The sequence below is a fragment of the Vibrio chagasii genome, from assembly GCF_002954585.1.
Classification (GTDB): domain Bacteria; phylum Pseudomonadota; class Gammaproteobacteria; order Enterobacterales; family Vibrionaceae; genus Vibrio; species Vibrio chagasii_A.
On sequence record NZ_MSCI01000002.1, the window covers coordinates 1,271,317 to 1,296,997 of the forward strand.

Consider the following 25,681-nt stretch of genomic DNA (forward strand, 5'->3'; position numbering starts at 1 on the left):
AACGCAAGATGTGTTCCAAGTGCATGGTGTAATTTTCGTGCAACAGTTTTTGTTTTTAAGCTGTTGATTTTGAATGGCTAAATATTTAGGTGCACTTTTATGGACCTTAAATACCGGAAAAATAACAACGCCAACTGCACCAAATAAGGGAGTTGCACCATATTGAGGCGATCAATGAGTAGGTCTGGATATAGAGATCGAACGCAACTAACGGCTATGTTTCTAGCCGGAGACCTAAAAACAAAAAGCCCAGTGAAATAATCACTGGGCTTTGCTTTCGAGCTTTAGCTAACGCACTGGCGTTACAGGTTTGGTCCTGTAGACGGGTTTTGTGGTAGATTTTGACTTAAACGCTGCATACCTTGATACATGCGGATAAACCAAACCACAATCGCAACTCCACCGAATAACATACCTACATATGGAATGTAGTAAGCGATGTCATCAATGATATGGTTTTGATACCAGTAATCGTTCACACCGATTAACACGCCGTTTGAGGTCGCTACCGTTACGATAAGAACCACAAAGAAGGTTAGGTTCAAGAAGAACGATCGGATTAAGCCATAGTAATGCGTATCAACGACTTCGCCGTCTTCACCTTTATCCAAACGATAGCCCGCATAGATAATTGCGATCACACCAGAGATAAGACAAGTAAATGGTGTGAAACAGCTTAGGATATAAGCAACCCAAATACCTTTATGAGGTTTGTTCATTCTTATTCACCCCTTCACTCTTCTCTGTTGCGACATTAGCGTTTTGTTCAACACCGTTTTTCTCTTGTTCCATTACTTCGTTGTACCAAAGGTCATGGTGCTCTTTCGCCCAGGTTTCATCAACTTCACCCGTTACCATGCCTTCTAGTGCCCCTTCCATACCGAATAGGCCGATATAGATGTGGAACACGAAACCACAGATAAGGATCAGAGCCGCTAGCATGTGAACTAAGTTTGAAAGCTCCATATCACGGCGAGTTTGACCAAAGATTGGGAAGTCCAATACCAAACCACTGATTGCAGCAACACTACCCATAACGATAAGTAGCCAGAACAGCGCTTTTTCACCGGCATTTGAGAACTCTGCAGACGGGTGAGAACCTTTATGTTTCCCTACCATACCGCCCAGTTTCAAGAACCACTGAATATCCACTTTCTTAAAGATCGATTTACGCCACCATTTGATAAGCACTGCCATCAACAGTACATAGAAAATCGGGCCTATGTAGTTGTGGTACTGCTTTGCCAATAGAATGATAAAGCCCCATAGATCCGTTGGGATGTATGGCTTCAAGAAGTGTTTACCATAAACCAGCATCAAACCACTGAACGCCAGTGTCAAGAAGGTAAACGCCATGCTCCAGTGTAATGCACGATCCAATCGAGACCAACGTTTGATCTTACGACCTGTTCTTGGCGCACTGAGCATCAATGGACCAATCACTACGTACATCAGAGTGACAAAAGCAATACTGCCAAAGATAGCCACAGCACCCGCTGGTGACATCCACTTCTCTTTTAAGATGTACCAAGTTTGACCTGGAGTACTGATGAGTACGCCATGCTCAGGAGACTGAGATGTGGTGTAACCTGATTGTCCATCTCTAACTTGTCGCCAGTAATCCGCACCAGCAAGTTGAACCACTTCTCTTTCAGCTGAGCTTGCTTGAGTTTGTGATGAGTTCGTCTCAGATGCATGACTCATAGGAGAAAGCATTGTTAGTGCTGCCAACATTGGCAGCACAACAAGGAAGAGACGCTTAAACATTGTAAGCATATGTCTCTCCTACTTAGCTCTTAGTTGCGTCGTAAGACAGGTCATTACCGTCTGTCCAGCCCGCGCCTTTGGCACCACGTTCAACAACACGTTGACGGAAAACATCAGAAACTTTCTCTGCGTCGCCCGCAAGCAGTGCTTTGGTAGAACATAGTGAAGCACACATTGGAAGCTTACCTTCAGCAATACGGTTCGCACCGTACTTCTGACGTTCTTCTACAGAACCTGGTTCTGTTTCAGGGCCGCCAGCACAGAAGGTACATTTGTCCATCTTACCGCGCTCACCAAATGCTTCCTGTTTAGGGAATTGAGGTGCGCCAAACGGACAAGCAAACAAACAGTAACCACAACCGATACAAAGATCTTTGTTGTGAAGTACGATGCCGTCTTCTGTGTGTTCAAAACAGTCTGCAGGACAAACTGCCATACACGGTGCATCAGTACAGTGCATACACGCTACTGAGATTGAGTTTTCACCCGGTTCGCCATCGTTCAATGTCACAACGCGACGACGTTGAATACCCCACTCCAGAGCATCATCATTTTCATTCTTACATGCAGTGACACAACCGTTACATTCGATACAACGCTTGGTGTCACAAAGAAATTTCATTCTAGCCATTTTAAGACTCCTTACGCTTTACGAATATTACAAAGGGTTACTTTCGTTTCCTGCATCAAGGTGACAGGGTCGTAACCATAAGTGGTTGCTGTGTTAGCAGCTTCACCAATAACGTAAGGATCAGTGCCTTCTGGGTACTTAGAACGCAAATCTTCACCTTGGAACTTACCACCGAAGTGGAATGGGATGAACGCCAAACCAGGTTTAACACGACGTGTTACCATCGCTTTCACCTTAATACGGCCCTTCTCTGCACCTTCAACCCAAACATCATCACCGTCTTTGAAGCCGATGTCGTTTGCGTCTTTCGGGTTCACTTCAACGAACATTTCTTGTTGAAGTTCAGCTAGCCATGGGTTTGAACGAGTCTCTTCACCACCACCTTCGTACTCAACCAGACGACCAGAGGTCAGGATAATCGGGTATTCGCCAGATTTGTCTTGCTCTTGAATCGACTTGTAAAGCGTAGGAACACGGAAGATAACTTCTTTGTCATCCCACGTTGGGTAATCAGCAACTAAGTCACGACGTGGCGTGTAAAGCGGCTCACGGTGCAGTGGTACACGGTCTGGGAATGTCCAAACAATCGCACGAGCTTTCGCATTACCAAATGGGATACAACCGTGTTTAATTGCCACACGTTGGATACCACCTGAAACGTCAGTCTTCCAGTTTTTGCCTTCAGCAGACGCTTTCTCTTCTGCAGTTAGATCATCCCACCAACCCAGTTGTTTCAGTAGTTTGTCGCTGAACTCTGGGTAACCGTCTTTGATCTCACAGCCTTTCGAGTAGCTGTCTTCAGCCAGTAGGCTTTGACCTTCAAACTCAACACCGAAACGAGTACGGAAGTTACCACCACCTTCAGCAACCGTTTTAGACGTATCGTAAAGGATATGTGTACCAGGGTGTTTCATCTCTGGAGTGCCCCAACATGGCCAAGGTAGACCGTAAGTCTCGCCATTTGCTGGACCGCCTTCTGCTTCTAGAGACGTTTTGTGGAATGTATGCCAGTTCTGTTGGTGCTCTTTCAAGCGTTCAGGGCTTTGACCTGTGTAACCAATCGTCCACATACCTTTGTTGAATTCACGTGTAATGTCTTCAATCAGAGGTTGGTTGTTCTCAACACGAATGTTCTTGAACAGCTGATCAGAGAAACCAAGCTTCTTAGAAAGCAGGTACATGATTTCGTGGTCAGGTTTAGATTCGAACAGAGGCTCAACGACTTTGTCACGCCATTGTAGAGAACGGTTTGACGCCGTTACACTGCCGTAGGTTTCAAATTGAGTCGTTGCTGGTAGCAGGTAAACGCCGTCTGTACGATCGTTCATTACCGCTGCAACCGTTGGGTATGGGTCAACAATAACCATCATATCCAGCTTCTGCATCGCCTTCTTCATCTCTGGACCACGCGTCTGAGAGTTCACTGCGTGACCCCAGTAGAACATCGCGCGGATGTTTTCGCGCTGACGAATCTTGTCTTTATCTTCAAGTACGCCATCCACCCAACGAGATACAGGAATACCTGCACTGTTCATTGGTTTTTGACCACCGTATGCGTTGTCGTCGAAACGGCCTTTCACCCAGTCAAAGTCGATATCCCAAACTTTTGACCAGTGACGCCAAGAACCTTCAGACAAGCCGTAGTAGCCTGGAAGTGTGTCAGAAAGTACACCAAGGTCAGTTGCGCCCTGTACGTTATCGTGACCACGGAAGATGTTTGCACCGCCGCCTGATTTACCGATGTTACCTAGCGCAAGCTCTAGTACACAGTAAGCGCGTGTGTTGTTGTTACCAGTCGTGTGTTGAGTACCACCCATACACCAAACGATACAACCCGGACGGTTTTCAGAAAGCAGTTTCGCTGTGTGGTATACGTCTTTTTCGCTAACACCAGTTACACGTTCAACTTCTGCTGGGCTCCATTTCGCCACTTCTTCACGGATCTCGTCCATGCCGAATACACGTTGTTTAATGAACTCTTTGTCTTCCCATTGGTTTGCAAAGACGTGCCATAACACACCCCAGATAAACGCAACGTCAGAACCTGGACGAAGAGAAACGTAGTGATCTGATTTCGCAGCAGTACGCGTACGGCGAGGATCCGCAACAACGATCTTACAGTTGTTCTTCTCTTTCGCGATCAAGATGTGTTGCATCGCTACTGGGTGAGCTTCTGCGGGGTTTGAACCAATGAACAGCATCGATTTACAGTTGTGCATGTCATTGAACGAGTTTGTCATTGCACCGTAACCCCAAGTGTTCGCAACACCGGCTACTGTGGTTGAGTGACAAATACGCGCTTGGTGGTCAACGTTGTTCGTGCCCCAAAGCGACGCCATCTTACGGAATGCGTAAGCTTGTTCGTTGCTGTGTTTCGCACTACCTAGGAAGTAAACTGAATCAGGGCCAGACTCTTTACGAAGTTCTAGCGCTTTGTTACCGATCTCTTCAATCGCTTGTTCCCAAGAAAGCTTCTTCCACTTACCGCCTTCCAATTTCATTGGGTATTTAAGACGACGTTCACCGTGGCCGTGCTCACGAAGTGCTGCACCTTTCGCACAGTGTCCACCAGCGTTGAATGGGTGATCGAACGCAGGCTCTTGACCTGTCCAAACACCGTTTTGAACTTCAGCGTAGATGCCACAGCCCACAGAACAGTGAGAACAGATAGTACGTTTTACTTCTGTTTTCGCTTCTGGATCGACTGATTTAGCCTGTGCTTTCTTCATCATGCCTGGTGCAAATAGACTTGCGCCTACGACTGCGCCACCAGCAGCTAATGAAGTATTTTTCATGAAGGCACGTCGAGACACACCTAGCTGATTGGTTTCTTGGCTCACACTATCGGAGCGTTTGACAAGTTTCATTCGTTATCTCCTAAAGTGTGTCGTAGTAATCGCGAATGTGTTGCGTTTCACGATAGCCAGTCTTCTTCACGTCTTCTTTCGAAATTTCAACAGTTTCTGAAGCGGTTGCCACTTGAGTTGTACCAGCGACAACGGCACCAGCAACGGCTGCAGTCGTCAAGCCTTTGAGTAGATCCCTACGGCTTGTATTTATATCTTTATTATCTTTCATCATTGCTTCCTTACCTTACGGTAGATCTTTTTTTGGAGGCTTAATGCCCCTCTATCGATATAATCGCGTACTGCTCGATTACTCGTAATCAGTGACGTTTTTCACATCAATCTTTAATTTGTGCTTACTGCTTTTTGTATTCACGCTAAAACGTACTTGTTCTAACGTTAAGAATGCTTCACATAGCTGAGCGGCCGATTTGTAGAAGTTCGCGCTTTCTGCCCCTTCAAGCTGACGCGTGAAAGAGTTAAACCAAGGGCCAAGGTGCTTATTGAATACCGCTTGTTGCAGTGCTTCTTCCTCAGCCGTTAGCATCGCCATCACTTCACAAAGTGCCGCGATGTGATCTTCTGGCTCTTTTACTTGATCATCACGCTCAATGCCTAGAAGCTCTAAATCATGACGAATGTCAGCTAATGGTTTTTCCATCATGGCGCCCGTGCGATGCCAAGAACCAAATGGAACGACCTCTCCGCGACCAATGCCAATGAAAAGGTCTTGATATTCATCTTCCAGTGCTTCGCGGTTTGATTCTGTTGCTGCTTGTTGAATGGCAATCCAAGCTTTCTGCATTGCGCTTTCAGACGCTTCAATATCGAGCGTTTTTAGAAAGTCGATCACCTCTTCAGAAGGTGCGCTACGAAACAGTGCAGAAAGAACCAAGTAGATTTCAGTTCTTAGTGTCTGTTCTTGTGCCTGATCCAAATTCGTGTCCAAGGCTAACTCCTAGTATTTCAATTGTTTCAATGGGTCTTGAGCCATTGAATCGAACATATCCACCACACGGCAGTCTTCACACATCGCAATACGGTTAATCGCAGCTTCATCTGAAAAGTGAGAGTGACCGCGTAACTTGTTCTGTAGCATGTCAATCATAGACTGAGGTGCGAATGGTTTATGGCAACGTACACATTCCGCTGCTTTCTCTTCATGAATCACAACCGCTTTCTGACGCTCTTCTTTCACCCAGTTCATACGAGGCGTAAGAGTCAGAACATTTTCAGGACATGCCTTCTCACACAGGCCACATTGAATACAGTCTTGTTCTACAAACTTAAGTGATGGAGAAGCTCCGTCGGTATGAAGTGCACGTGTCGGACACACAGCCACACAACTCATACACAACGTACAATCTTTGCTATCACACGAAACGTTTCCGTATGGAGCGTTTAACGGAAGCTCAACAATATTCTCAACAGGAATACGAGCTGAAGACATCGCATCAAGTGCAGTGAATAGACGTTGACGCTTGTTACCTTGAAGATCGCCAAGTGCAAGGTCGAACGAATCCACACAAAGTGTCGGAGGACCTTCACGCAGAGATTCTAAGTACAGAATATCGATGGTTTCTTTCGGAATACCGATTTGGTCTAGCAGTTCTTGAGCAATCCCTACTTCGTTATTCAGAACACGAATGATCGTTTCTGGCATAAAGCGAGATGCCGCAAACAGAACTTGAGTCGCGCCATTAACCAATGCTGCAAACCAAGTATCGATACCAATAGATGGCAGCTCTTCGACAACAATAGGAATCACGTTGTCTGGTAGCGCTTTAAGAGCCATCACGTTGTAGGTTTCATGACGTGAGCTACAGATAAGTACGATTGGATCCAAACCGCCCGCTTGCTCGTAGTTGGCTAGCGTACGTTCAATGAATTTTTGAGTATCATCAGGATTAGGCAATGCGTAAGAGATAGCTTCTGTCGGACAGCTCGTTGCACAAGTACCCACGCCCTGACATAGGTAAGGGTTGATCTCAATCTTGTGACCTGTCTTATCAGAGCCTTCACTTGAAAGTGCGCCTGCAGGACAAGCATCAACACAACGCTCACAACCTTTAACACCACGAGAACTGTGTGCACATAGGTCTGTGTCCAAACGGAAGAACTTAGGCTTATCAAACGTGCCCATTAACGTAGGAATTTCTTCTAACGCTTCAGCTAGCTTTGGATAACCGCGCCCTACTGGGTAATAACCAGGAACAGGCACTTCTTCTGTCATGCAGCTATTCAGACATAGATCCAAAACCACATCAAAACAGTCATGATTGATTGCTACTTTCGCAAGGTTATTGTTTAGGCCTTTGTTTTCGATTAGAACTTCGAATGTACCAAGGAACCCAGAAACCTGAACAGCATTTGCGTAGTAAAGCTCTGACTCAGCATTAGTCGCTTTCGCACCGTCTGTTGAAAGTAGTGTCAGGCTTGTTAACTGAGGCAATTGAGCCGCAGCACTTTCAATGATCGCAGTTGGACCAATAATTAGCGTGTTACCACCACTTTCATAACTGACTGTCGGTGGAATTAGGTTTGTTAACTCAACAGTGTTCTCAAACGCATACAGCCTCGCCTTTGCGTTATTTGAAGTTGCTTGTTCTAATAATTGTTTAAGCATTGCTCAGTTCCATTTTTGGATATGGATAATCTGTTCAATCTTCATTGTAGTTAGCGTTGGAGAACTTGCTGAGTAATCAGTTAACAACTTATGGTCTCGTTAACTATTCATTCACTCGTCAAGTTTACGCGCGTTATCTACAAAAAAGTCGATAATGGACTGGTTTTAGCAAATGGCGTGCCAATTTAATAACTCAATATTTTCAATGAATTAGATTAAATTTAAATCGATATTGATAATAAAAAAACCGCTTGGGACATTTTGTCGCAAGCGGTTCATTGAGTGTTTAGTCAAAATGTACCTATTCTTTGTGTGGTATATTTTGTCTCACCTCTTTTGGGTCATTTTCGATAGCATCGGTGTCGAAATTATCTGATACTGTGTTTTTATACAGTTCACTTTGTTGTCTCGTAATCTCGTCACTTTCAACAAGATCTAATTCCGCTTCTTCAGCGTTGTTAATTGAAGCTTCTTCTTGATTTTCAGTAGCTTGCTCTTGTTCGCTTGGCGTTTCTTCTTCTACCTTCTCTTTTACCCAATCACGTAAGCTTTCAGCGACACCTTCAGAAAGTGACTTAAGATTACTGTAATCGTCATCGTAATCGTCTAAGCCATCACGTACGTTAAACTCTTCTGAGAGAAATAATTTACGTAATGCGGCTTTTTTTACGCTTTCTGATGCTTCTGATACCAATAATTGAGCCATAGACAGCTCTTCAGTAGTCTCTGATGCCGACTCTTTAGTGTCAGCAGACTCTTCTAAAGCATTAGTTGGCTCGATAGAAGTTGGGTCATTTGGTGTGAGTTCTTCAGCTGAGCTGAGTGTTTGAGAAGCTGGCTCAGAAGAAGTAACCGAGGTTTCCTCAACAGGCTGTTCAGCTTCGAGCGCTTTGTCAGTCGATTCATCGAGCTTTCGTTGAGACCAACGGCTAAAAAAGTTAGTTGCCATTAGAACGACCTGCCCCTTTACGCTTCTTGCGTCTAGCTTCTAATAATTCGCCATGACGACCGATAAAGGCTTCCATCCACGCTTGTACAGGTAAAGGCATGTCGTAAGACAATACTTGGTTATCTCCGTCCATGTACTGGCCTGCGACTGTTTGTGATGCTGTCAGTAATTGAATAATAGGTTTACCGGAGTCAACATTATCCATGACTAAGAATAGCTTAGGTTGCTGAGAGCTTAGATTGAAGCGGTAGTCGGTACGTTCGTCTTTGTGTAGTTGGAGCAAACATACGTCTGGGGTTTCATTTTCAGGTGATAATTCAAAACCGATGAGTTCCCATTGAGTCGTTACCCAAATGCCAGTTTTGATCTCTTTCTCTATTCTTTGGACACCTATTGGCCAAGCTGATTCTGTTTTTTCGTAGTGTTCTTGGAATTCTTTTATCTCAGACATACTGCACCCAATTGATTTTCTTTATTCTGATCGTACGTAGGACATTTTGTACTTCGCATAACCATATACCCTCTACAAAGCAATAAACACGCCAATACAGCTTGAGTCCTACTGTGTCTGTGTTGCGTTTGTCGCTAAGTTACCTTTATAACGTTAGTCGATTGCGCTGGTTTGAGACAGTTAGTCTCGGTGAACTCTCATATTTTGCGCTATTTTAATCTAATGCTTCATGTTTTAACGAATCCCCGTTATTTTGGAATAAGATTTGCAAACGCTCTTCGCCATGCTGTTGTATGTTTATTCATTGAAACGTGAACGATAACGACACATATAAACTAACGCATTTAGTAACAAGAGCTATGCTGCTCTTGTTAACGCCTATCTCATAAAATCGCTATCTCATTAAGTAGGACGTGACTGTGGTAAAACCAAACATAATAAAAACCAGTGAAAACCCACTTCAGACCATCGAAGTTGAAGTGTTTGATGAATATGGTGAGAAGCTAACAAAACAAATCGCTTGTGAGCGCCCTCTTACGGTAATGCTGAACTGGAAAGAGATCGTCACTCTGATGACATTGGGTTCACGCCCGGAAGCATTAGTCTTAGGTTATTTGAAAAACCAAAGCTTCCTTTCTGATCCAGAAGCCGTTGAATCTATCATTATTGATTGGGAAACCAGCTCTGCAGCGGTCATCACTAAAGAAGACACAAGCCAACTCGAGCAAGCATTGAAGAAGAAGACGGTGACGTCTGGCTGTGGTCAAGGCACCATGTACGGCAATGTGATGAAACAGTTAGAAGATTACCAAGTACCTCAAACTAAGATTAAGCAGTCTGAAATCTATACGGCACTAGAGGCTTTGACCCACTACAACGATACTTACAAGAAAGCGGGTGCGGTTCACGGTTGTGCGGTGTGCAAAGATGACCAAGTGTTGTCGTTTGTGGAAGATGTAGGTCGTCACAATGCCGTCGATACCCTTGCGGGTGAGATGTGGCTCAACAAAGAAGATGGCGGAGATAAGATCTTCTACACCACAGGTCGTCTTACCTCTGAAATGGTGATTAAGGTAGCGCAGATGGGAATCCCTGTTCTGCTATCACGCTCTGGCGTTACACAAATGGGCTTAGATTTAGCGAAGAAGTTCGGCATAACAACGATTGCTCGTGCTAAAGGCTTGCGCTTCCAAGTGTTTACTGGTGCAGACAAGATAGATTTCAACGTCAAAGGCGAGCAAGCGCCTTCAGAGGGCTAGATTTCCCCTGCTACAAGTGAATAAACCATGCCGTTCATTAAGGTTAATGAACGGCGTTTTTATTTGTATGGGAGTAAATCATTGGTTTACCGAATAATAAGACCTAATTTAAGTTAATCGCATAAAGTTATTAGTTCTGTTTCTTCACACTAGTACATCTCTTTGAACATCAATACGAAACTAACCTTGCTTTACGAATTCCATAAGCTATTAATTACATATTCATCAATTTAATGAATCTATTAATAAAAAATTAAAGATGAATATCAACGTCACCGGCTTAAAGGGAATTAACCATGAGTAATCCATCGGAACCTCAGCGTAGATCGCTGTCTCTTTCAATTCGTAGTAAGTTCATTCTAATCAACCTCACCCTATTTATTTCCGTCTTTATCTATGCCGTCTACGAGCAGTTCAGTTTAGACAAATTGGAATCATTGGAGATCGCTGCGACCGAAAACCTCAGAAGCTCGGTCGATTTATTAACGTTAAGGCGACATGAGAAAGATTTCTTAGCCCGCAATGACCAGAAGTACGCAGAACGCTTCGATAAAACCGTCAACATCTTGAATGAACGATTGGTGACTCTGAGCCAAACCTTAACCTCACACCAGCTTCACCTATCCGATCAGATGACTCACATTTCAGATACCCTTCATCAATATCAAAAACAATTCCATCAGATAGTCGATCAAGTCAACGATATAGAACGAACAACCGCCCCGTTGGGTTTTGTTGCGACGTTGGGAGAAAGAAGAGAAGACCTGAAAGTCGCTATCGAGCACGAGTCTAACTTAACCCTGGAGCTTGCTCTGTTGGAGCTAATAGAAAAAGACTTCCATTATCTTGCACATACAAACGATCAAACTAACCGTGCGTTAGAACAAGCACTCATAGAGTTCAAACCCTACTCCAAAACCTCGATTGTGACTGAACAAGCCTATTCCGAATATAAGGCTGCGGTTGAAACCCTGTTGGTTGCTAACAGTAAGCTAGGTTTGTCTGCAGAGTTGGGGCTCAGAGGCGCCTTACGTAGCAATGTCCATCAAACGGAACAAGCCATTGAACAAGTGCAGAATGAGATAAGCCAAGCAATTACAGCGGCAGTTAGACACACACAAAATATGTTGCATCTGTTTGGTGCCGCTATCGTCGCATTGCTTTCTTTGTTGTTGGTGTTCATTGGTCGCAACATACTCGCGCGTATTAAAGCGATTAACGTCATGATGGAGTCGATTGCCAATGGCGATGGTGATTTAACGGTGCGAATGAATGCCAAAGGTAACGACGAATTAGCCCAGCTCGCTCACTCATTCGATACCTTCATCAATAAACTACATGGAAACATCAAAGAGCTGTCGAGTGTAATGAAGGTACTGACCGACAGCTCGTGTAGTTCTGAAGAAGCCGCGATCAAAAGCATGAGCAATGCAGAGAAACAGAAACAACAATCGGAGTCGGTCGCAACGGCAGTTAACGAATTGGTGATGACCAGTAATGAAGTCACAGTCAATATAGAAAATGCTGCGACTAATGCAGAGAAGATTAAAGACAACGCCCATCAAGCACTACAAGAAACACATTTAACGGATTCGAGTATCAATGTTTTGGCTGAGAACATTGCAGAGTCGCAAGACTTAATCGTACAGCTTGAAGAACAGAGCCGTGAAATCAATCAAGTGGTGACGACGATTCAAGGGATTGCAGAACAAACTAACCTACTCGCGCTTAACGCGGCGATTGAGGCTGCTCGTGCAGGCGATCACGGGCGAGGCTTTGCTGTGGTTGCCTCTGAAGTGAGAGAGCTTTCTCTGATGACTAACGACTCGACTCATCAGATTGAATCGACTATCCATGGTTTGACTTCCGGCATTGCCAAGACAGTCGCCAATATGTCGGCAAGCTTAGAACAAACCGAACAAGTTAAGCACCAGACTAAAGATGTGGTTAATGCGATTGAAGGTATCCACTTCCAAGTTGGAGAGATGTTCGATCTTAATAGTCAAATAGCGACAGCGTCTGAAGAACAATCTATGGTATCTGCGGAGATAGACCGAAACATCAGCGACATCGCTCATCTAGCAAGTAATACACATACCGTGGTATCAGGTTCAGTGCGTTGTAGTGAACAGGTATCGAGTGTGAGTGTGAAATTAGAGGAGATTGTGGCTCAGTTTAAATACTGATGTGTATTCCACTGTGTTGTGGACTATCACCATCTCTGAATAAACTGCAGGTAATAAAAAACGCCCTTATCGCTTTCTGCAGATAAGGGCGTTTCAATTCTATAAGGACATTTTCCGTTACTCTAGACTATTGGTGTCTACAAACAGCGGTGTCCAAAACACTAGCCAAAATTAGCCACGTGCTTTTAGGAATTCAGCGTAAGTACCACGGAAATCGTTAATCTTGCCATCTTTGATTTCTAGAATACGCGTTGCTAGAGAATCTACGAATACGCGGTCGTGAGATACGAAGAACAATGTGCCTTTGTAGTTCTCAAGAGCCAAGTTAAGCGCTTCGATAGATTCCATATCCATGTGGTTAGTTGGTTCATCCATAAGTAGGATGTTTGGCTTGTGCATCATGATCTTACCAAGAAGCATACGACCTTGCTCACCACCAGAAATTACCTTAACTGATTTCTTAATGTCGTCTTGACCAAATAGCATACGACCTAGGAAGCCACGTACAACCTGCTCGTCTTCACCTTCTTGACGCCATTGGCTCATCCAATCGAACAAGTTCATGTCTTCTTCGAAATCATGAGCATGGTCTTGAGCGTAGTAACCGATGTTTGCGTTTTCAGACCACTTGTACTCACCAGTACGAGCTTCAAGTTCGCCAGCTAGTGTGTTAAGTAGTGTTGTTTTACCCACACCGTTCTCACCAATGATTGCAACGCGCTCACCTACTTCGAAGATTGCATCGAACTTGTTGAATAGGTCTTCTTCAAAGCCTTGAGATAGGTTTTCAACCACAAGTGCGTTACGGAATAGCTCTTTAGACTGTTCAAAACGGATGAATGGGTTTTGACGGCTAGAAGCTTTTACTTCTTCAAGTTGAATCTTATCGATTTGCTTAGCACGAGACGTTGCTTGCTTCGCTTTAGAAGCGTTAGCAGAGAAACGAGAAACGAACGTTTGAAGTTCAGCAATTTGTGCTTTCTTCTTAGCGTTGTCAGACAGTAGACGTTCACGCGCTTGAGTCGCTGCCGTCATGTACTCATCGTAGTTACCTGGGAACAGGCGAAGTTCACCGTAGTCAAGGTCAGCCATGTGTGTACATACAGAGTTTAGGAAGTGACGGTCGTGCGAAATGATGATCATTGTGCAGTTACGTTGGTTTAGTGTCTCTTCCAACCAGCGGATAGTATCCATGTCCAGGTTGTTCGTTGGTTCGTCTAGAAGCATGATGTGCGGGTCTGCGAACAGAACTTGCGCTAGAAGCACACGAAGTTTCCAACCAGGTGCTACTTCGCTCATTAGGCCGAAGTGTTGTGATTCTTCAATACCAACAGCAAGAAGAAGCTCACCCGCTTTCGCTTCAGCCATGTAACCGTCCATTTCAGCAAACTGAACTTCAAGGTCAGCGACTTTCATGCCGTCTTCTTCGCTCATTTCTGGCAAAGAGTAAATGCGGTCACGCTCTTGCTTGATTGCCCATAGCTCTTTGTGACCCATGATAACCGTGTCGATTACCGTGAATTCTTCGTAAGCAAATTGGTCTTGGTTTAGCTTAGCTACGCGCTCGTTTGGATCGTAGCTTACGTTACCAGAAGTCGGCTCTAGTTCACCTGATAGGATCTTCATGAACGTCGATTTACCACAGCCATTCGCGCCGATTAAACCGTAACGGTTACCTTCGCCGAACTTAACTGAAATATTTTCGAAAAGTGGCTTAGCGCCGAATTGTTGGGTGATATTTGCTGTGGAGATCAATGCCTTTACCTTTTTAATGTGAAAAACGCCGCAACGTTACTTGTTCAGGGCTTTAACTGCAAGTATTGATTGCAATTACCCGCTAATAAGTGAGCGATAACCTAGCTAAATCATAGTTTGAGGTAACTCACATTTTTGATTTCTATTTATGGAGTGATAAATAAGCCAATCCTGCAACATACAAAGCACTGAACCAACGAGTAAAAACCGTCTTATATAAAGACATATCTCGTCTTAATAATTTAATATATCGCATAGCAATCTGTTACAAACAAACCTACTTTGCATCGAGCTATTCACAACACTCTTCAATGAACAAATAGTAGCTCAATGACTGACAGTTTCATGACAATGAGCCCAGATTCGGGGATAAAGTACTCGCCCTCATTGATGCACGAGATTTCACAAAGCTCGATTCTCTAACTATAGTAATCGTAACCTCATAATTCTAAGAGACTTTTATGCGTTCATTACCGCGCTTCTTATTCTTCATATTAGCCATGCTCTCATGGCCAAGTCATGCCAACTTGGAATATGACTTACAATCACAGCCTCAGGTCTCTGACATCGCCCAAGATCTGAATAATCGGATCGATCAACTACCCGACCCTCTGTTTATGGAAGTGTCTGACAAACGCAAAGTAAACCGACTGCTCGCAGAGGTACTTCGTGTCCAGAATCAGCAAATCGCTAAGTTCGACCAACGACTCAAAGCCTATCGTGAAAACAGCGAGCCAGAGCAGTGGTTCGATGTGGAGTCTAGCTACGTCACGTTGAACAGTTTGAATGTGAGTAAGCAGCACTTATTGGAGCAAAGCACAGCAAGTAACAGAGAACGCTTGACCGGTTTTGGCCCTTACGGTGTTACTCAGTTTAAGCAAGAGTGGGAACTGACCAAGCTAAACGTCGAATACTTGGTGTATTTCCAAATACGTAGCTTCAAAGCACTTATTAAAGATATCTTCATTTCGCCGGTGCCTGTAATTGGTGCGGCGTTAAAAGTACTGTTCATCTACTTTGCACTAGTGTGGTGGTTAGCGAACAGCAAAAGGTTGATTGAACTGTTTCGTGTTAACCTGCTTGAGGCGAAACCAAACCCTCCATTCCTGATTCGTTTAATTTGGTATGTGAGCCGTGCGGATAGAGCCATTGCTTGGTTAATTGCTATCACGCTGTCGCTGCGTGTACTTTCAAGTATCCCTAGCCTGCAACACCTAATATTCCTTGAGATCTTTACATGGTGGATTCTAGGCGGCTCGATCGCCATCAGCTTCATTCTGGAGTTTGCGTACCGCATGGGTCGCACATCAAACCAAGAAGTGATTGCCCTACGCCTTTCAACGATTCGACGTTATGTGTGGAGTTTTATTGTTGCTGGTGTGATTCTTCAGATTTCCAGTATTACGCTAGGTAAAGGCACCATTTACAGTTGGATTTATAGCGTCCTATTCTTCTGGTTTGTGTTGGTGACCATCTCGGTCCTTCGTTTATGGAGAGCTAAGGTATTCAATACCCTAGAGCATATCTCTGACCGTCCAGTGTGGGTTAATTGGGCTGTGAATCGCCAAGATACCTTCTTACTTAATATCCTCGCGACTGCGCTTGGTATCGCTTGGTTGAGTGTGTATCACTTCCAGCATCGTATCATGTCGCTGCTTTCTAACTACACAGTATTCAGTCAAGCACTGGCTTATCTGTTTAGGATTGAAGTGGCTAAGCAGTCTGATCTCGATAAGAACCAGAAAAACCTAGTGCGCATCAAAGGTGATCAAACATACGAATACATTCTACCTGGATCCATCGACAGCGAGCTGATTGACTATGCCGGCGATGAAGTTAAACAACTTTCTCGCTATTTGATGTCCGACAGCCCGGCGATTTGTATCGTCTCTGGTGAACGTGGTGTGGGTGCCACAACGCTTCTGTATACCTTGCTGCACAAGGTATCGAATGCAGAGCCAATTTACGTTAGCTGTCCTTACGCGGGTTACCAAGAATTACTGTGTCACCTTGCGGTAAGCATTGGCTTGGAAGAAGACGCAACTGAGATTCAAATCTTGGCGCATCTTCGTAAGAGTGAGACGGCTTATCTGATTGCGATTGATAATGCCCAGCGCCTAGTTAAACCAATGGTTGGTGGTCTTTCAGATCTGATTCGATTGACTAACTTACTGCGTCGTTCGAAGAAGAACCACAGAATCGTGATGTCGATTGCTAAGTCTAGCTGGCGATTTGTCGATCGAGCTCGTGGTGAGCGTCTGTTATTTGATTTGGTTTGCTTCCTTCCGCGTTGGACAGAGAAACAAGTTGGCGAGTTGCTTACTAGCCGTATCAATACCGAGCTTGAGAAGTCATTATCATTTGATGGTTTAGTGGTACCAAAGCAGTGGGACCAAGATGACATGAGCGAAGAAGAGCGCGCGCGCCAAGGTTTCTATCGTATCTTGTGGCACTACTCAGATGGTAACCCAACCGTTGCACTGCGTTTCTTCCGTCTTTCTTTAAACAGGAACAAAGAGACAGACCAAGCGGTAGTAAGGTTGTTCCATGTGCCTGAGGCTCAAGAACTAGAGAACATGCCAAAACCGATGCTGGCGGTACTGCGCTCTATCGTTCAGTTAGAAATCGCGTCTACCGAGGTGCTATCAGAATGTACTCAGCTAAGTATTGCTGAAATCACCGGTATTCTTCGTTACTTCGAAAGCCGTGGTTACATTGGCTGGAATGAAGATAAGGCAAGAATCTCTGATCACTGGTTCCGTCACATTACTAACGTTCTCGACCGTCAACATTTATTGGTGAAGTAAAATGAAGAAGTTATTTGTCCTATTACTTGTTGGCTTGGCGACGACGGTAAGTTTCCCGACTTACGCGACAGAAGAGTTAGCCAATGTAGAAAACATTTCTAAGATTGCGAGCTTGGTGCGTTGGAGTGGCGTGTTCTTCTCTATCATCGTCATTGCTGCGATGTGGTTGTTATTGAAGTTCATTAACTCAATGGTGACCAGCTTTGGTAGCCAATTCGTGCAATATCGAATGTTGCTGCAAAAGCTTCAATCGTTCATGCAATTCTTCATTTATGTGAGTACTGGTCTTATCGTGTTCATGATGAGTTTCCGCATAAACGACCAAATCTTGGCTCTGATTGGCGGTACCCTAGCAGTGTCGGTCGGCTTTGCGCTTAAAGACTTGGCGGCCTCTTTCATCGCGGGTATCACTGTAATGATTGATAGACCATTTCAGGTAGGTGACCGCGTCACGTTCGAAGGTAACTACGGAGACATTATTACTATTGGTTTACGCTCAGTACGTATGAGAACTTTGAACGACGACATCATTACAATTCCAAACAACAAGTTCTTAAACGAAGTAACCACCAGTGGTAACTATGGCGCGTTGGATATGCAGGTGGTGATTCCGTTTTATGTCGGTATGGATGAGGACATTACCCTCGCCCGTGATCTGATACAGGAAGCGGCTTCATCAAGCCGTTACATCCACTTACCCAAGCCTGTGACGGTATTGGTGAAACAGACCATTACTGACAACTACCTAGCAATACAGCTAACCTGTAAGGCTTATGTGGTGGATACAGCCTATGAGAAGTTGTTCGAGACTGATATTACACTTCGTGTCATGAAAGAGTTTAAGAAACACAATATCAACCCACCTAAAATCTCAGTGGCTGCCCACTCTTAATTTTAGGTTGATAGCTAGATTGTTAAAAACAAAAACACCTCCGTACTTGAATAAGATTCGGAGGTGTTTTTTTATGGTTTCCGCCTATTTAACGCTGTTGTCTTTCCGGCTTGGTTAATTGAACTAAACCTTAAAGTACTTCAACTGTTCAGTGAGATGTTCAGTGGTGTTTGCCATCTTCTGACTGTCTTCAGCCAACGATTGTGAGGCCTGTAGTACTTCGTTAGCGGCCAAGTGAATACCAGTGACACTCTCACTCATCTCTGTTGCTACTGTGCTCTGCTGCTCGGATGCTGCAGCAATTTGCGAAACCATATCATTGGCGTTGTGTAGCTCATTCACAATAACATCGAGTTGTTGGCGTGTCTCGTTAGATGCAACCACGCTGTGGTCCACTTTCTCATTGCTGCTTTGCATAGCATTAAATGTACGTTCAGCTTGTTGTGTTAGCTTCTCAATGGTCGATTGCACTTCGTTGGTAGAGTTCTGCGTGCGGCTCGCTAGATTACGAACTTCATCGGCAACGACAGCAAACCCTCGCCCTTGTTCCCCTGCTCGTGCTGCTTCAATCGCAGCGTTGAGCGCCAGTAAATTGGTTTGTTCTGATACATCGCGAATCACACCGACTACTTGGCTTATCTCTGTAACTCCAGATTGAAGATCTCTGACCAAGTTGTTTGCAGTCGAAATATTCTCAGATACTTGAGATATGGTCGTTGCGGTTACCTGCATGTTTTCATCATTTTGGTTAGCGTGATCGACCACTTTGTTGGTACTCGCAGCGGTGTTTTCTGCATTCATCGCGACATCTGAAATTGTCGCGCTCATCTCTGTCATTGCTGTCGATAACAGCTCAAGTTGTGCATGTTGCGAATTGACACTGGTTGCTGCTTCTTCACTGGCCTGAGCAATATGACTTGCCATATTGCTAGACAGGTCCGCAGACTCGTTTGCTGTGCGAAGCGTCGTTTGCAGTTTGTCGAGCATGGTATCGATCTGGTGGCTCATATCGCCTAGCTCATCTTTACGTGTCATGTTCATACGCACACGAAGGTCACCATCGGCTATCTTATGTGTGTTGTCGATAAGCTTGTTAAGTGGGACCAGTATGTTATTTGAAATTGCATAGCCCATCGCAAACAGCAAACCTGATAGAACAACCGCGACCATGCCTTCCTTCAGTGCCAATGCGTAAAAAGCCTCTTGAATATCAGCGACCAGTATTCCTGAGCCAATAATCCAGTTCCATTCCGGGAAGAGCTGTACGTAAGAGATTTTATCTTTGAGTTCACCTTGAGGGCTCATCCACTGATAATCGAGAAAGCCTTTTTCTTGAGGAGAGCGCGAGATCGTCACCATTTCACGCCAATGGTGCTTTCCTGCGCCGTCTTTCAAGTTACCTGCGTTGGTGCCGTTTAGCTCTGGCTTTAATGGGTGGCTGATAATGTTGAGTTGCTGGTTGAGGATCCAGAAGTAGTTGGTGTTGTCGTAACGAAGCGTCTTAATAGCTTGTAGCGCTCGCTCCTTTGCGACTTCTTCACCGAGCACGCTGCGTTGGCTGTAGTAATAGCTGGCTAAGCTAACGGCAGTTTCAACTTGAGCGCTGAGTTTATCTTGACGCTCTTCCATGGAACTGGCTCGTTGTTGCATCAGATTAAATGTTGATGCCATTACCAGTAATACAACCGATAGAATGACAATTAAGGCGAGTTTTGACTTGATAGATAGATTACTTAATTTCATAGCTGACTGACTTTAATATATGTTTTGATTATGGATTTTGGACCAAGTTATCAAAATTTCGTACAGTTCAGATGATATGCATCAAGATCGTCAAATATACACTGTGTTACATAACTAAAAAGAGGTATAGGTCAAACCGGTAGAGGTTGAGGTTTTGTGGGTGATGATTTATTAGTGCGGGATTTTCGTGCTTGGGCTGAAAATTGAACTAGCAGCCCAAGCACTTAAAGTAACGATCGTGTGACAGTTTCTTTAATTAACTCAGAGATTTGAAATCAACAACTGCGGTGTCGCTTTTTGTTGAAGGTAGATACTAAAGCGGCTGCCTTTCCCCACTTCTGATTCTACACGTATCTCGCCCCCAATTTGGCTCAAGATACTCTGAGATACGGATAAGCCTAAGCCAGTACCGTCGCGTTTCGTTGTATAGAATGGTGAGAAGATTCGCTTTAATTGCTCTTCTTTTATGCCACAACCTTCGTCTTCAACATGTACGATAGCACCGTGAGATACACCGTTCTCAACCCAGTCTTCACTCGAAATCGTTAATGTTCCCTGCCCGTCCATCGCATGAATCGCATTCATTTGTAGATTTACCAGAATCTGTAGCAGTTGGTTTCGATTTACTTCAACCGATGTTTTAGCGTTTAGGTTCGAAACGTAAACCATATCGCGCTTTTTCGCCCCGGTTTTCACGAGCGTGATACTTTCATCAACGATCGGGTTGATGTGTTGCCACGTGATCTCATCCTGCACACCACCGTGTCGGCTATATTGCAGCAAGCTTCGCGTAATGTTTCGGATTCGGTCGATTTGCTCCATAATGGCATGAACCTCTTCTTCGACACGGCTGACTTCATCACCTAGCTCAAATTTCATCAACTCAACGTTGCCAAGAATTACCGCTGTTGGGTTGTTGATCTCATGAGCAATACCAGCGGTAAGCTCACCGAGTGCTGCCAGTTTCTCATTGACCACCAGCTTATCTCTCGCTTGATTGAGCAGTTTAATGTGTAACTCAAGTTCTTCGGTTTTCTCCTTCAAACTGGCGGTACGTGAATGCACTTTACACTCAAGTTCTAACGCCGCTTGTTGAATCTCTTGATTACGCTCATGGAGCAAATCCAGCATCTTATCGAACTGTTTAGCAAGTAAGGTTAGCTCGTGTTGATCATCCAAGCCCAACGTGCCGATGCGTTTATCTTTGCCCAGTTGCACGAGCTTCACCACTTTATGAATTCGTTCAATTGGATCGAAAAGATCGCGGGCACCACGGTGAACGATCAAACCAGAAGCAAGCAACAGCAACACAATAATGATGCTGATTTCGCCAAGGTTAGTCAGGTAGGTTTCAATGAGCGGCCAAATTAGATAACCGGTGTAAAGCATGCCAATTACCTTGCCAGACTGGTCGTGAATTGGCTGATAAGCGGTGATGTACCATGCATCATAAACATAGGCACGATCCAACCACTCTTTGCCCTCGTTGAGGACTTTTGAGTGAACTTCATGAGAAACGCGCGTACCAATTGCTCGTCCCTCACTGTTTTCACTGCTTAGTGGCACGTTTGTGCTTACACGAAGGTCATCAAGAAAGACGGTGACAGTACCGACATGGAGATTAAATCCATCTCTTTGCGGATAGATCAGGTTACTGATTTGATCAACCAACTGTGTGCTGTTGTTCAGTAAGATCCCGCCATCAAGAAAGCCGATCACATGGCCTTTCTCATCTCTAATCGACACTACAGTGCGGCTCACCAAACCACGAGTTTCAACGTCATTACCATTGAGCATCGGGACTTCCGCTTTTTTGGCAAGATCACGGTCTAAGTAATTAAGCTCTTTACTGTCTAACACACTAAAGAATGACGATTTATTGGCTAAATCTAGGTACTCGAGTTTCTTCGCCATGCTTCCAACACTGCGCCAGCGCAAAAAATCGAGTTCATAGCGCGATTTATTCTCAGAAACCCAATGAATAAGTTCATTTTGAGAAACGCCACTCGCTAGCTTCATTTGAAAACTGTACGACTCGGCAAACGCACGCACGTTGTAAGCTTGCTGGTTTTGAATCAGATGGATACTGTTGTCTGCCACGTCTAAGCGCTCATCGACATCAATCAAAGCGCCCTGCCAGGTATAGTGCACAGACCAATACAAAGTGATCGCAACAAGAGCACAAAGCGTCAGAAAAATCGGCGCTGATGTGAGAAACAGTAAGCGATAACGCACCATTGTTTTGAAACGGAACGCCCACTTTGCCCACCAATGACGTCTAATCGGCATATTCAGAGCCTTCTGTATTCCAATCTTTGTATTTACGTTCTAACGTTTTGCGTGCAACGCCAAGATCTCTCGCTGCAGCAGATTTATTGCCATCGTGGAAACTCACAAGTTGTTCGATATGTGCTTTCTCAACTTCTTTGAGTGTCCAGGTGTTGGGATACCCCTCAGCAGCGTCCGTTGGATTCAAGTTTGGTACTTCAGCACCGTGTGACACCGTCACCGAAATGTTCGCGGGTGCAGGCTCGCCATTTATCTCTCGCCAATAGTGAGCTGGTGGCTTGTCTAATAGAATACAGCGCTCAACCATGTTCTTAAGCTCACGAATGTTGCCTGGCCATTTATACTCATTCATCGCCAAGATGTCTTCGTGCGCCCAATGAGGAACCGGCATACCCAGTTCACTCGATAATAGACGAGTGAAATATGGAACGAGCTCTATCAGATCGGATGGTCGTTCACGTAAAGGAGTCACATCAATCTTGAGTACATTAAGTCGGTAAAAGAGATCGCGACGGAAATGCCCTTTCTCGACCTCTTCCTGAAGGTTTCGATTGGTTGCCGCGACAACACGAACGTCTACAGAAATCTCTTTCTCACTGCCAACCGGACGAATGGTTCGCTGCTCGAGCACTCGCAATAATGCAGATTGCATTGGCAGTGGCATTTCGCCAATTTCATCAAGGAATAACGTACCGCCGTTAGCAACTCTGAATAAACCTTCGCGATTCTTCTTCGCACCAGTAAAGGCACCAGAGGTGTGGCCAAATAATTCACTTTCGAGAAGCTCTGGTGCAATCGCACCACAGTTGATTGGTACGAATGGTCCATTACGCTTACTGGCCTCATGAATACCACGGGCAACCAACTCTTTACCGGTACCAGACTCACCTTCTACCAACACAGACGCTCGTGATGGTGCAAATTGGCTGATAAGTAGCTTGAGTTGTTTGGTCTTATCTGAGTTACCAATAATCTCGGTTTTTATGTGGCGGCTGACATCACGCTTCAACGCGTACTGCATTCTTTGGTCTAGGCGCTTATCCATACAACGAAGTACAGCTTGTATCATCTGCTCTAGGTTGAATGGTTTTAAAATAAAATCTGAAGCACCGAGCTTGAGTGCAGATATAGTCATCTCCAGATCGGCATAGCCAGTCATAAAGATCACATCGGCTTTTCGGTCGCTATCATTGAAGGCTTCTTCCCACTCGATACCAGAGCGGCCCGGAAGATTGATATCAAGGACGATTAGATCGAAGTGTTCATTGCAACGTAGCGTTTCAGCTTCTTCTACAGAGCCGGCACTCGACACCTTGCCAAAATATTTACCTAGTGCTTTCTTTAAAATTGCCTGCATACCAATTTCATCATCAACCACCAGGACAGAAAATGCCTGATATTGGGTCAAAGTGTTTGGATTGGGGTTAGAGGCGTTTGAACTAGGTAAAGACATAATGATCAGCCGTTAGGGAAAGTTGGGACAGAGTGTACCAATTAACCTTTTGTTCAACAGGGACAATGTGCGACATTTTGTCCTAGCTCATGTTTTGGTTTATTTTGTCTCGCAAAATGACGCAGTTTTGTCCGAAATAACAGCAATTTAATGAGACTTGATGCATTATTTATTGGCATTAAGATTGCTTATAGGGAGAGGATTTCTAATTACTATAATTGGCATCTTATGCACATGTCCTTCTTTTAGCCCTTTAAAATAGAAGACATGTCATTCATTTCTAACAAAATGGACATAATAATAATGAAAGCAATTCCCCTAACTGTTGCAGCTCTATCTATCGTCAGTTACTCGGCTAGCAGCGCAGAAGACACCACACATATCAAGCTTGCGACAACGACAAGCACTTATCACTCAGGTCTTCTGGACTACCTACTGCCTGAATTCGAAAAAGATTCGGGTATCAAAGTTGATGTTTTAGCGGCGGGTACTGGCAAATCACTTCGCATGGGTGAAAACGGCGATGTAGATTTGGTGATGACACATGCACCAAAAGCGGAAGCTAACTTTGTTGAGAAAGGCTACGGTGTACTTCCTCGTAAACTAATGTACAACGATTTTGTAATCGTTGGCCCTGCAAGTGACCCAGCGAAAGTTGAATCTCAAAAAGCAGTCGCTGATGTATTTAAAGCGATTGCGACAAACAATGTCACGTTCGTGTCTCGTGGTGATGATTCAGGTACACATAAGAAAGAGATGGGTATCTGGGCTCAAACTAAGATGGAGCCAAACTTTGGCGGTTACCGCAGTGTTGGCCAAGGTATGGGCCCTACTCTGAACATGGCGTCAGAGATGCAAGGCTACACAATGACTGACCGTGGTACTTGGTTGGCTTACCAAAACAAATTAGATCTTAAAATCCTTTTCCAAGGTGACGAGAACCTATTCAACCCTTACCAAGTGATTCTAGTTAACCCAGAGCGTTACCCAAGCATTCATTACCAAGCAGCAAAAACGTTCAGCGATTGGTTAGTTAACCCTAAAGGTCAAAAACTGATTAACGACTTTAAGCTGCACGGCAAGCAACTGTTTGTTGCTAGTGCTGAGTAGTTTGTCGCTTACGCGGACTAATCGCTAGCTTGTGCTAAATAGGGTTAAAGATTCACTCTTTGCCAAATAGCACTACGCTTAACTAGTCAGTAAACCAAACAAGTAAAGAAATAATAGCTGGCCAATAAGGCTCATTAATATTGTGTCAGCTATGATTAACATCAGTCATTACCGATAAAAACCTATTATCGATTCACACGAGATACTTCATGACCTTATGGCAAACAACGCTAGATGCATTGAATTTACTGGTGAATTTTGACCACGATCTGTGGCAAATCGTCGCGGTGTCCTTCAGTGTATCTTTGTCCGCCATCTCTTTGGTAATTGTTCCCTCTATCATCATGGCTTTCTTATTGGCCTACACGGAATTCCCAGGGAAATGGGCGTTACTTTCTGTAATCAACACATTACAAGCAATACCTACCGTGGTTATTGGCTTGTTGATGTACATGATGCTTTCTCGTTCTGGCCCACTGGGCGATTGGCAACTGCTATTTACTCAAAAGGCAATGATTTTAGGTCAGATGCTGATCTGTTTCCCTATTCTAGTTGCCATGATGCATGGTGCGCTGCAAGCCAGTGATCGCCGAGCAGTGGAAACTGCGCGCACTCTGGGAGTTTCAACCACTCGCGTTGCGTGTACCTTGATCTGGGAAACTCGTTTTCCTTTGTTGGCGGCAGCCATTGCAGCGTTTTCTCGCATTGTGACTGAAGTCGGTTGTTCAATGATGGTTGGCGGCAACATTATGGGAATGACAAGAAACATCCCTACTGCTATTGCAATGGAAAGTCACAAAGGCGCTTTCGCTCAAGGTGTGGCGCTAGGAATGGTTTTATTGGCACTGGCATTAGCCCTTAACTTTTTCCTTTCGAGTGTGAGAGGAAAAGGCTATTTAAGAACTTAGGAACGCTGT

Annotated in this window: 19 protein-coding genes; 6 read left to right on the top strand and 13 right to left on the bottom strand. The window is 44.5% G+C overall.

The window, feature by feature from the left end; all coding sequences use genetic code 11:
- Nucleotides 1-302: 302 nt before the first annotated feature.
- The 9 genes from BTO10_RS13815 to BTO10_RS13855 form a co-directional block, all read right to left on the bottom strand.
- Nucleotides 303-719, bottom strand: a complete 417-nt coding sequence (locus tag BTO10_RS13815) for a hypothetical protein (RefSeq protein ID WP_004742273.1) — start codon at nucleotides 717-719, stop codon at nucleotides 303-305.
- The gene (locus tag BTO10_RS13820; RefSeq protein ID WP_105024894.1) at nucleotides 703-1,776 is read right to left on the bottom strand and encodes a formate dehydrogenase subunit gamma; all 1,074 of its coding nucleotides are present in this window, start codon (nucleotides 1,774-1,776) and stop codon (nucleotides 703-705) included. The genes BTO10_RS13815 and BTO10_RS13820 overlap by 17 nt, the downstream gene beginning before the upstream one ends.
- Before the next feature lie 13 nt (nucleotides 1,777-1,789).
- Nucleotides 1,790-2,398: a formate dehydrogenase FDH3 subunit beta gene (gene fdh3B, locus BTO10_RS13825; RefSeq protein WP_004742271.1), complete on the bottom strand. Its 609-nt coding sequence runs from the start codon at nucleotides 2,396-2,398 to the stop codon at nucleotides 1,790-1,792.
- A gap of 11 nt (nucleotides 2,399-2,409) precedes the next feature.
- Entirely contained in the window at nucleotides 2,410-5,265 is a 2,856-nt protein-coding gene (locus BTO10_RS13830; RefSeq protein ID WP_105024895.1) for a formate dehydrogenase subunit alpha, read from the bottom strand.
- 10 nt (nucleotides 5,266-5,275) lie between these two features.
- The gene (locus BTO10_RS13835) at nucleotides 5,276-5,476 is read right to left on the bottom strand and encodes a twin-arginine translocation signal domain-containing protein (RefSeq protein WP_181143982.1); all 201 of its coding nucleotides are present in this window, start codon (nucleotides 5,474-5,476) and stop codon (nucleotides 5,276-5,278) included.
- Between the two features lie 78 nt (nucleotides 5,477-5,554).
- Nucleotides 5,555-6,193: a TorD/DmsD family molecular chaperone gene (locus tag BTO10_RS13840; RefSeq protein ID WP_105024897.1), complete on the bottom strand. Its 639-nt coding sequence runs from the start codon at nucleotides 6,191-6,193 to the stop codon at nucleotides 5,555-5,557.
- 9 nt (nucleotides 6,194-6,202) lie between these two features.
- A complete protein-coding gene (locus BTO10_RS13845) occupies nucleotides 6,203-7,870 on the bottom strand; it encodes a 4Fe-4S dicluster domain-containing protein (protein ID WP_105024898.1) in 1,668 nt (555 codons plus the stop codon).
- Between the two features lie 301 nt (nucleotides 7,871-8,171).
- The gene (locus BTO10_RS13850; protein WP_105024899.1) at nucleotides 8,172-8,819 is read right to left on the bottom strand and encodes a DUF3306 domain-containing protein; all 648 of its coding nucleotides are present in this window, start codon (nucleotides 8,817-8,819) and stop codon (nucleotides 8,172-8,174) included.
- Nucleotides 8,809-9,270, bottom strand: a complete 462-nt coding sequence (locus tag BTO10_RS13855) for a DUF3305 domain-containing protein (protein ID WP_102424329.1) — start codon at nucleotides 9,268-9,270, stop codon at nucleotides 8,809-8,811. The genes BTO10_RS13850 and BTO10_RS13855 overlap by 11 nt, the downstream gene beginning before the upstream one ends.
- A 419-nt stretch (nucleotides 9,271-9,689) precedes the next feature.
- Between BTO10_RS13855 and BTO10_RS13860 the strand changes: the two genes are divergently transcribed.
- Both BTO10_RS13860 and BTO10_RS13865 read left to right on the top strand, forming a co-directional pair.
- Nucleotides 9,690-10,529, top strand: a complete 840-nt coding sequence (locus tag BTO10_RS13860; protein WP_105024900.1) for a formate dehydrogenase accessory sulfurtransferase FdhD — start codon at nucleotides 9,690-9,692, stop codon at nucleotides 10,527-10,529.
- Between the two features lie 296 nt (nucleotides 10,530-10,825).
- On the top strand, nucleotides 10,826-12,715 hold the full coding sequence (locus BTO10_RS13865) for a methyl-accepting chemotaxis protein (RefSeq protein WP_105024901.1): 1,890 nt from the start codon (nucleotides 10,826-10,828) through the stop codon (nucleotides 12,713-12,715).
- A gap of 171 nt (nucleotides 12,716-12,886) precedes the next feature.
- Here BTO10_RS13865 and BTO10_RS13870 read toward each other — a convergent pair whose 3' ends face one another.
- Entirely contained in the window at nucleotides 12,887-14,470 is a 1,584-nt protein-coding gene (locus tag BTO10_RS13870) for an ABC-F family ATPase (RefSeq protein WP_004742262.1), read from the bottom strand.
- A 461-nt stretch (nucleotides 14,471-14,931) separates the two neighbouring features.
- Here BTO10_RS13870 and BTO10_RS13875 point away from each other — a divergent pair, with 461 nt between their 5' ends.
- Both BTO10_RS13875 and BTO10_RS13880 read left to right on the top strand, forming a co-directional pair.
- Entirely contained in the window at nucleotides 14,932-17,277 is a 2,346-nt protein-coding gene (locus BTO10_RS13875) for an AAA family ATPase (protein WP_105024902.1), read from the top strand.
- A gap of 1 nt (nucleotide 17,278) precedes the next feature.
- Entirely contained in the window at nucleotides 17,279-18,169 is an 891-nt protein-coding gene (locus BTO10_RS13880) for a mechanosensitive ion channel family protein (protein WP_105024903.1), read from the top strand.
- Between the two features lie 123 nt (nucleotides 18,170-18,292).
- Here the strand turns inward: BTO10_RS13880 and BTO10_RS13885 are convergent, their stop codons facing one another.
- The 3 genes from BTO10_RS13885 to BTO10_RS13895 all read right to left on the bottom strand — a co-directional run bounded on the left by BTO10_RS13885 (nucleotide 18,293) and on the right by BTO10_RS13895 (nucleotide 23,654).
- A complete protein-coding gene (locus BTO10_RS13885; protein WP_105024904.1) occupies nucleotides 18,293-19,912 on the bottom strand; it encodes a methyl-accepting chemotaxis protein in 1,620 nt (539 codons plus the stop codon).
- A 261-nt stretch (nucleotides 19,913-20,173) separates the two neighbouring features.
- A complete protein-coding gene (locus BTO10_RS13890) occupies nucleotides 20,174-22,201 on the bottom strand; it encodes a sensor histidine kinase (RefSeq protein ID WP_105024905.1) in 2,028 nt (675 codons plus the stop codon).
- Nucleotides 22,191-23,654: a sigma-54-dependent transcriptional regulator gene (locus BTO10_RS13895; RefSeq protein ID WP_105024906.1), complete on the bottom strand. Its 1,464-nt coding sequence runs from the start codon at nucleotides 23,652-23,654 to the stop codon at nucleotides 22,191-22,193. The genes BTO10_RS13890 and BTO10_RS13895 overlap by 11 nt, the downstream gene beginning before the upstream one ends.
- 303 nt (nucleotides 23,655-23,957) lie before the next feature.
- On the opposite strand from BTO10_RS13895, the gene BTO10_RS13900 reads away from it, so the two are divergent.
- The gene (locus tag BTO10_RS13900) at nucleotides 23,958-24,764 is read left to right on the top strand and encodes a substrate-binding domain-containing protein (RefSeq protein ID WP_004742256.1); all 807 of its coding nucleotides are present in this window, start codon (nucleotides 23,958-23,960) and stop codon (nucleotides 24,762-24,764) included.
- 209 nt (nucleotides 24,765-24,973) lie between these two features.
- A complete protein-coding gene (locus BTO10_RS13905) occupies nucleotides 24,974-25,672 on the top strand; it encodes an ABC transporter permease (protein WP_004742255.1) in 699 nt (232 codons plus the stop codon).
- The last annotated feature ends 9 nt before the right edge of the window (nucleotides 25,673-25,681 follow it).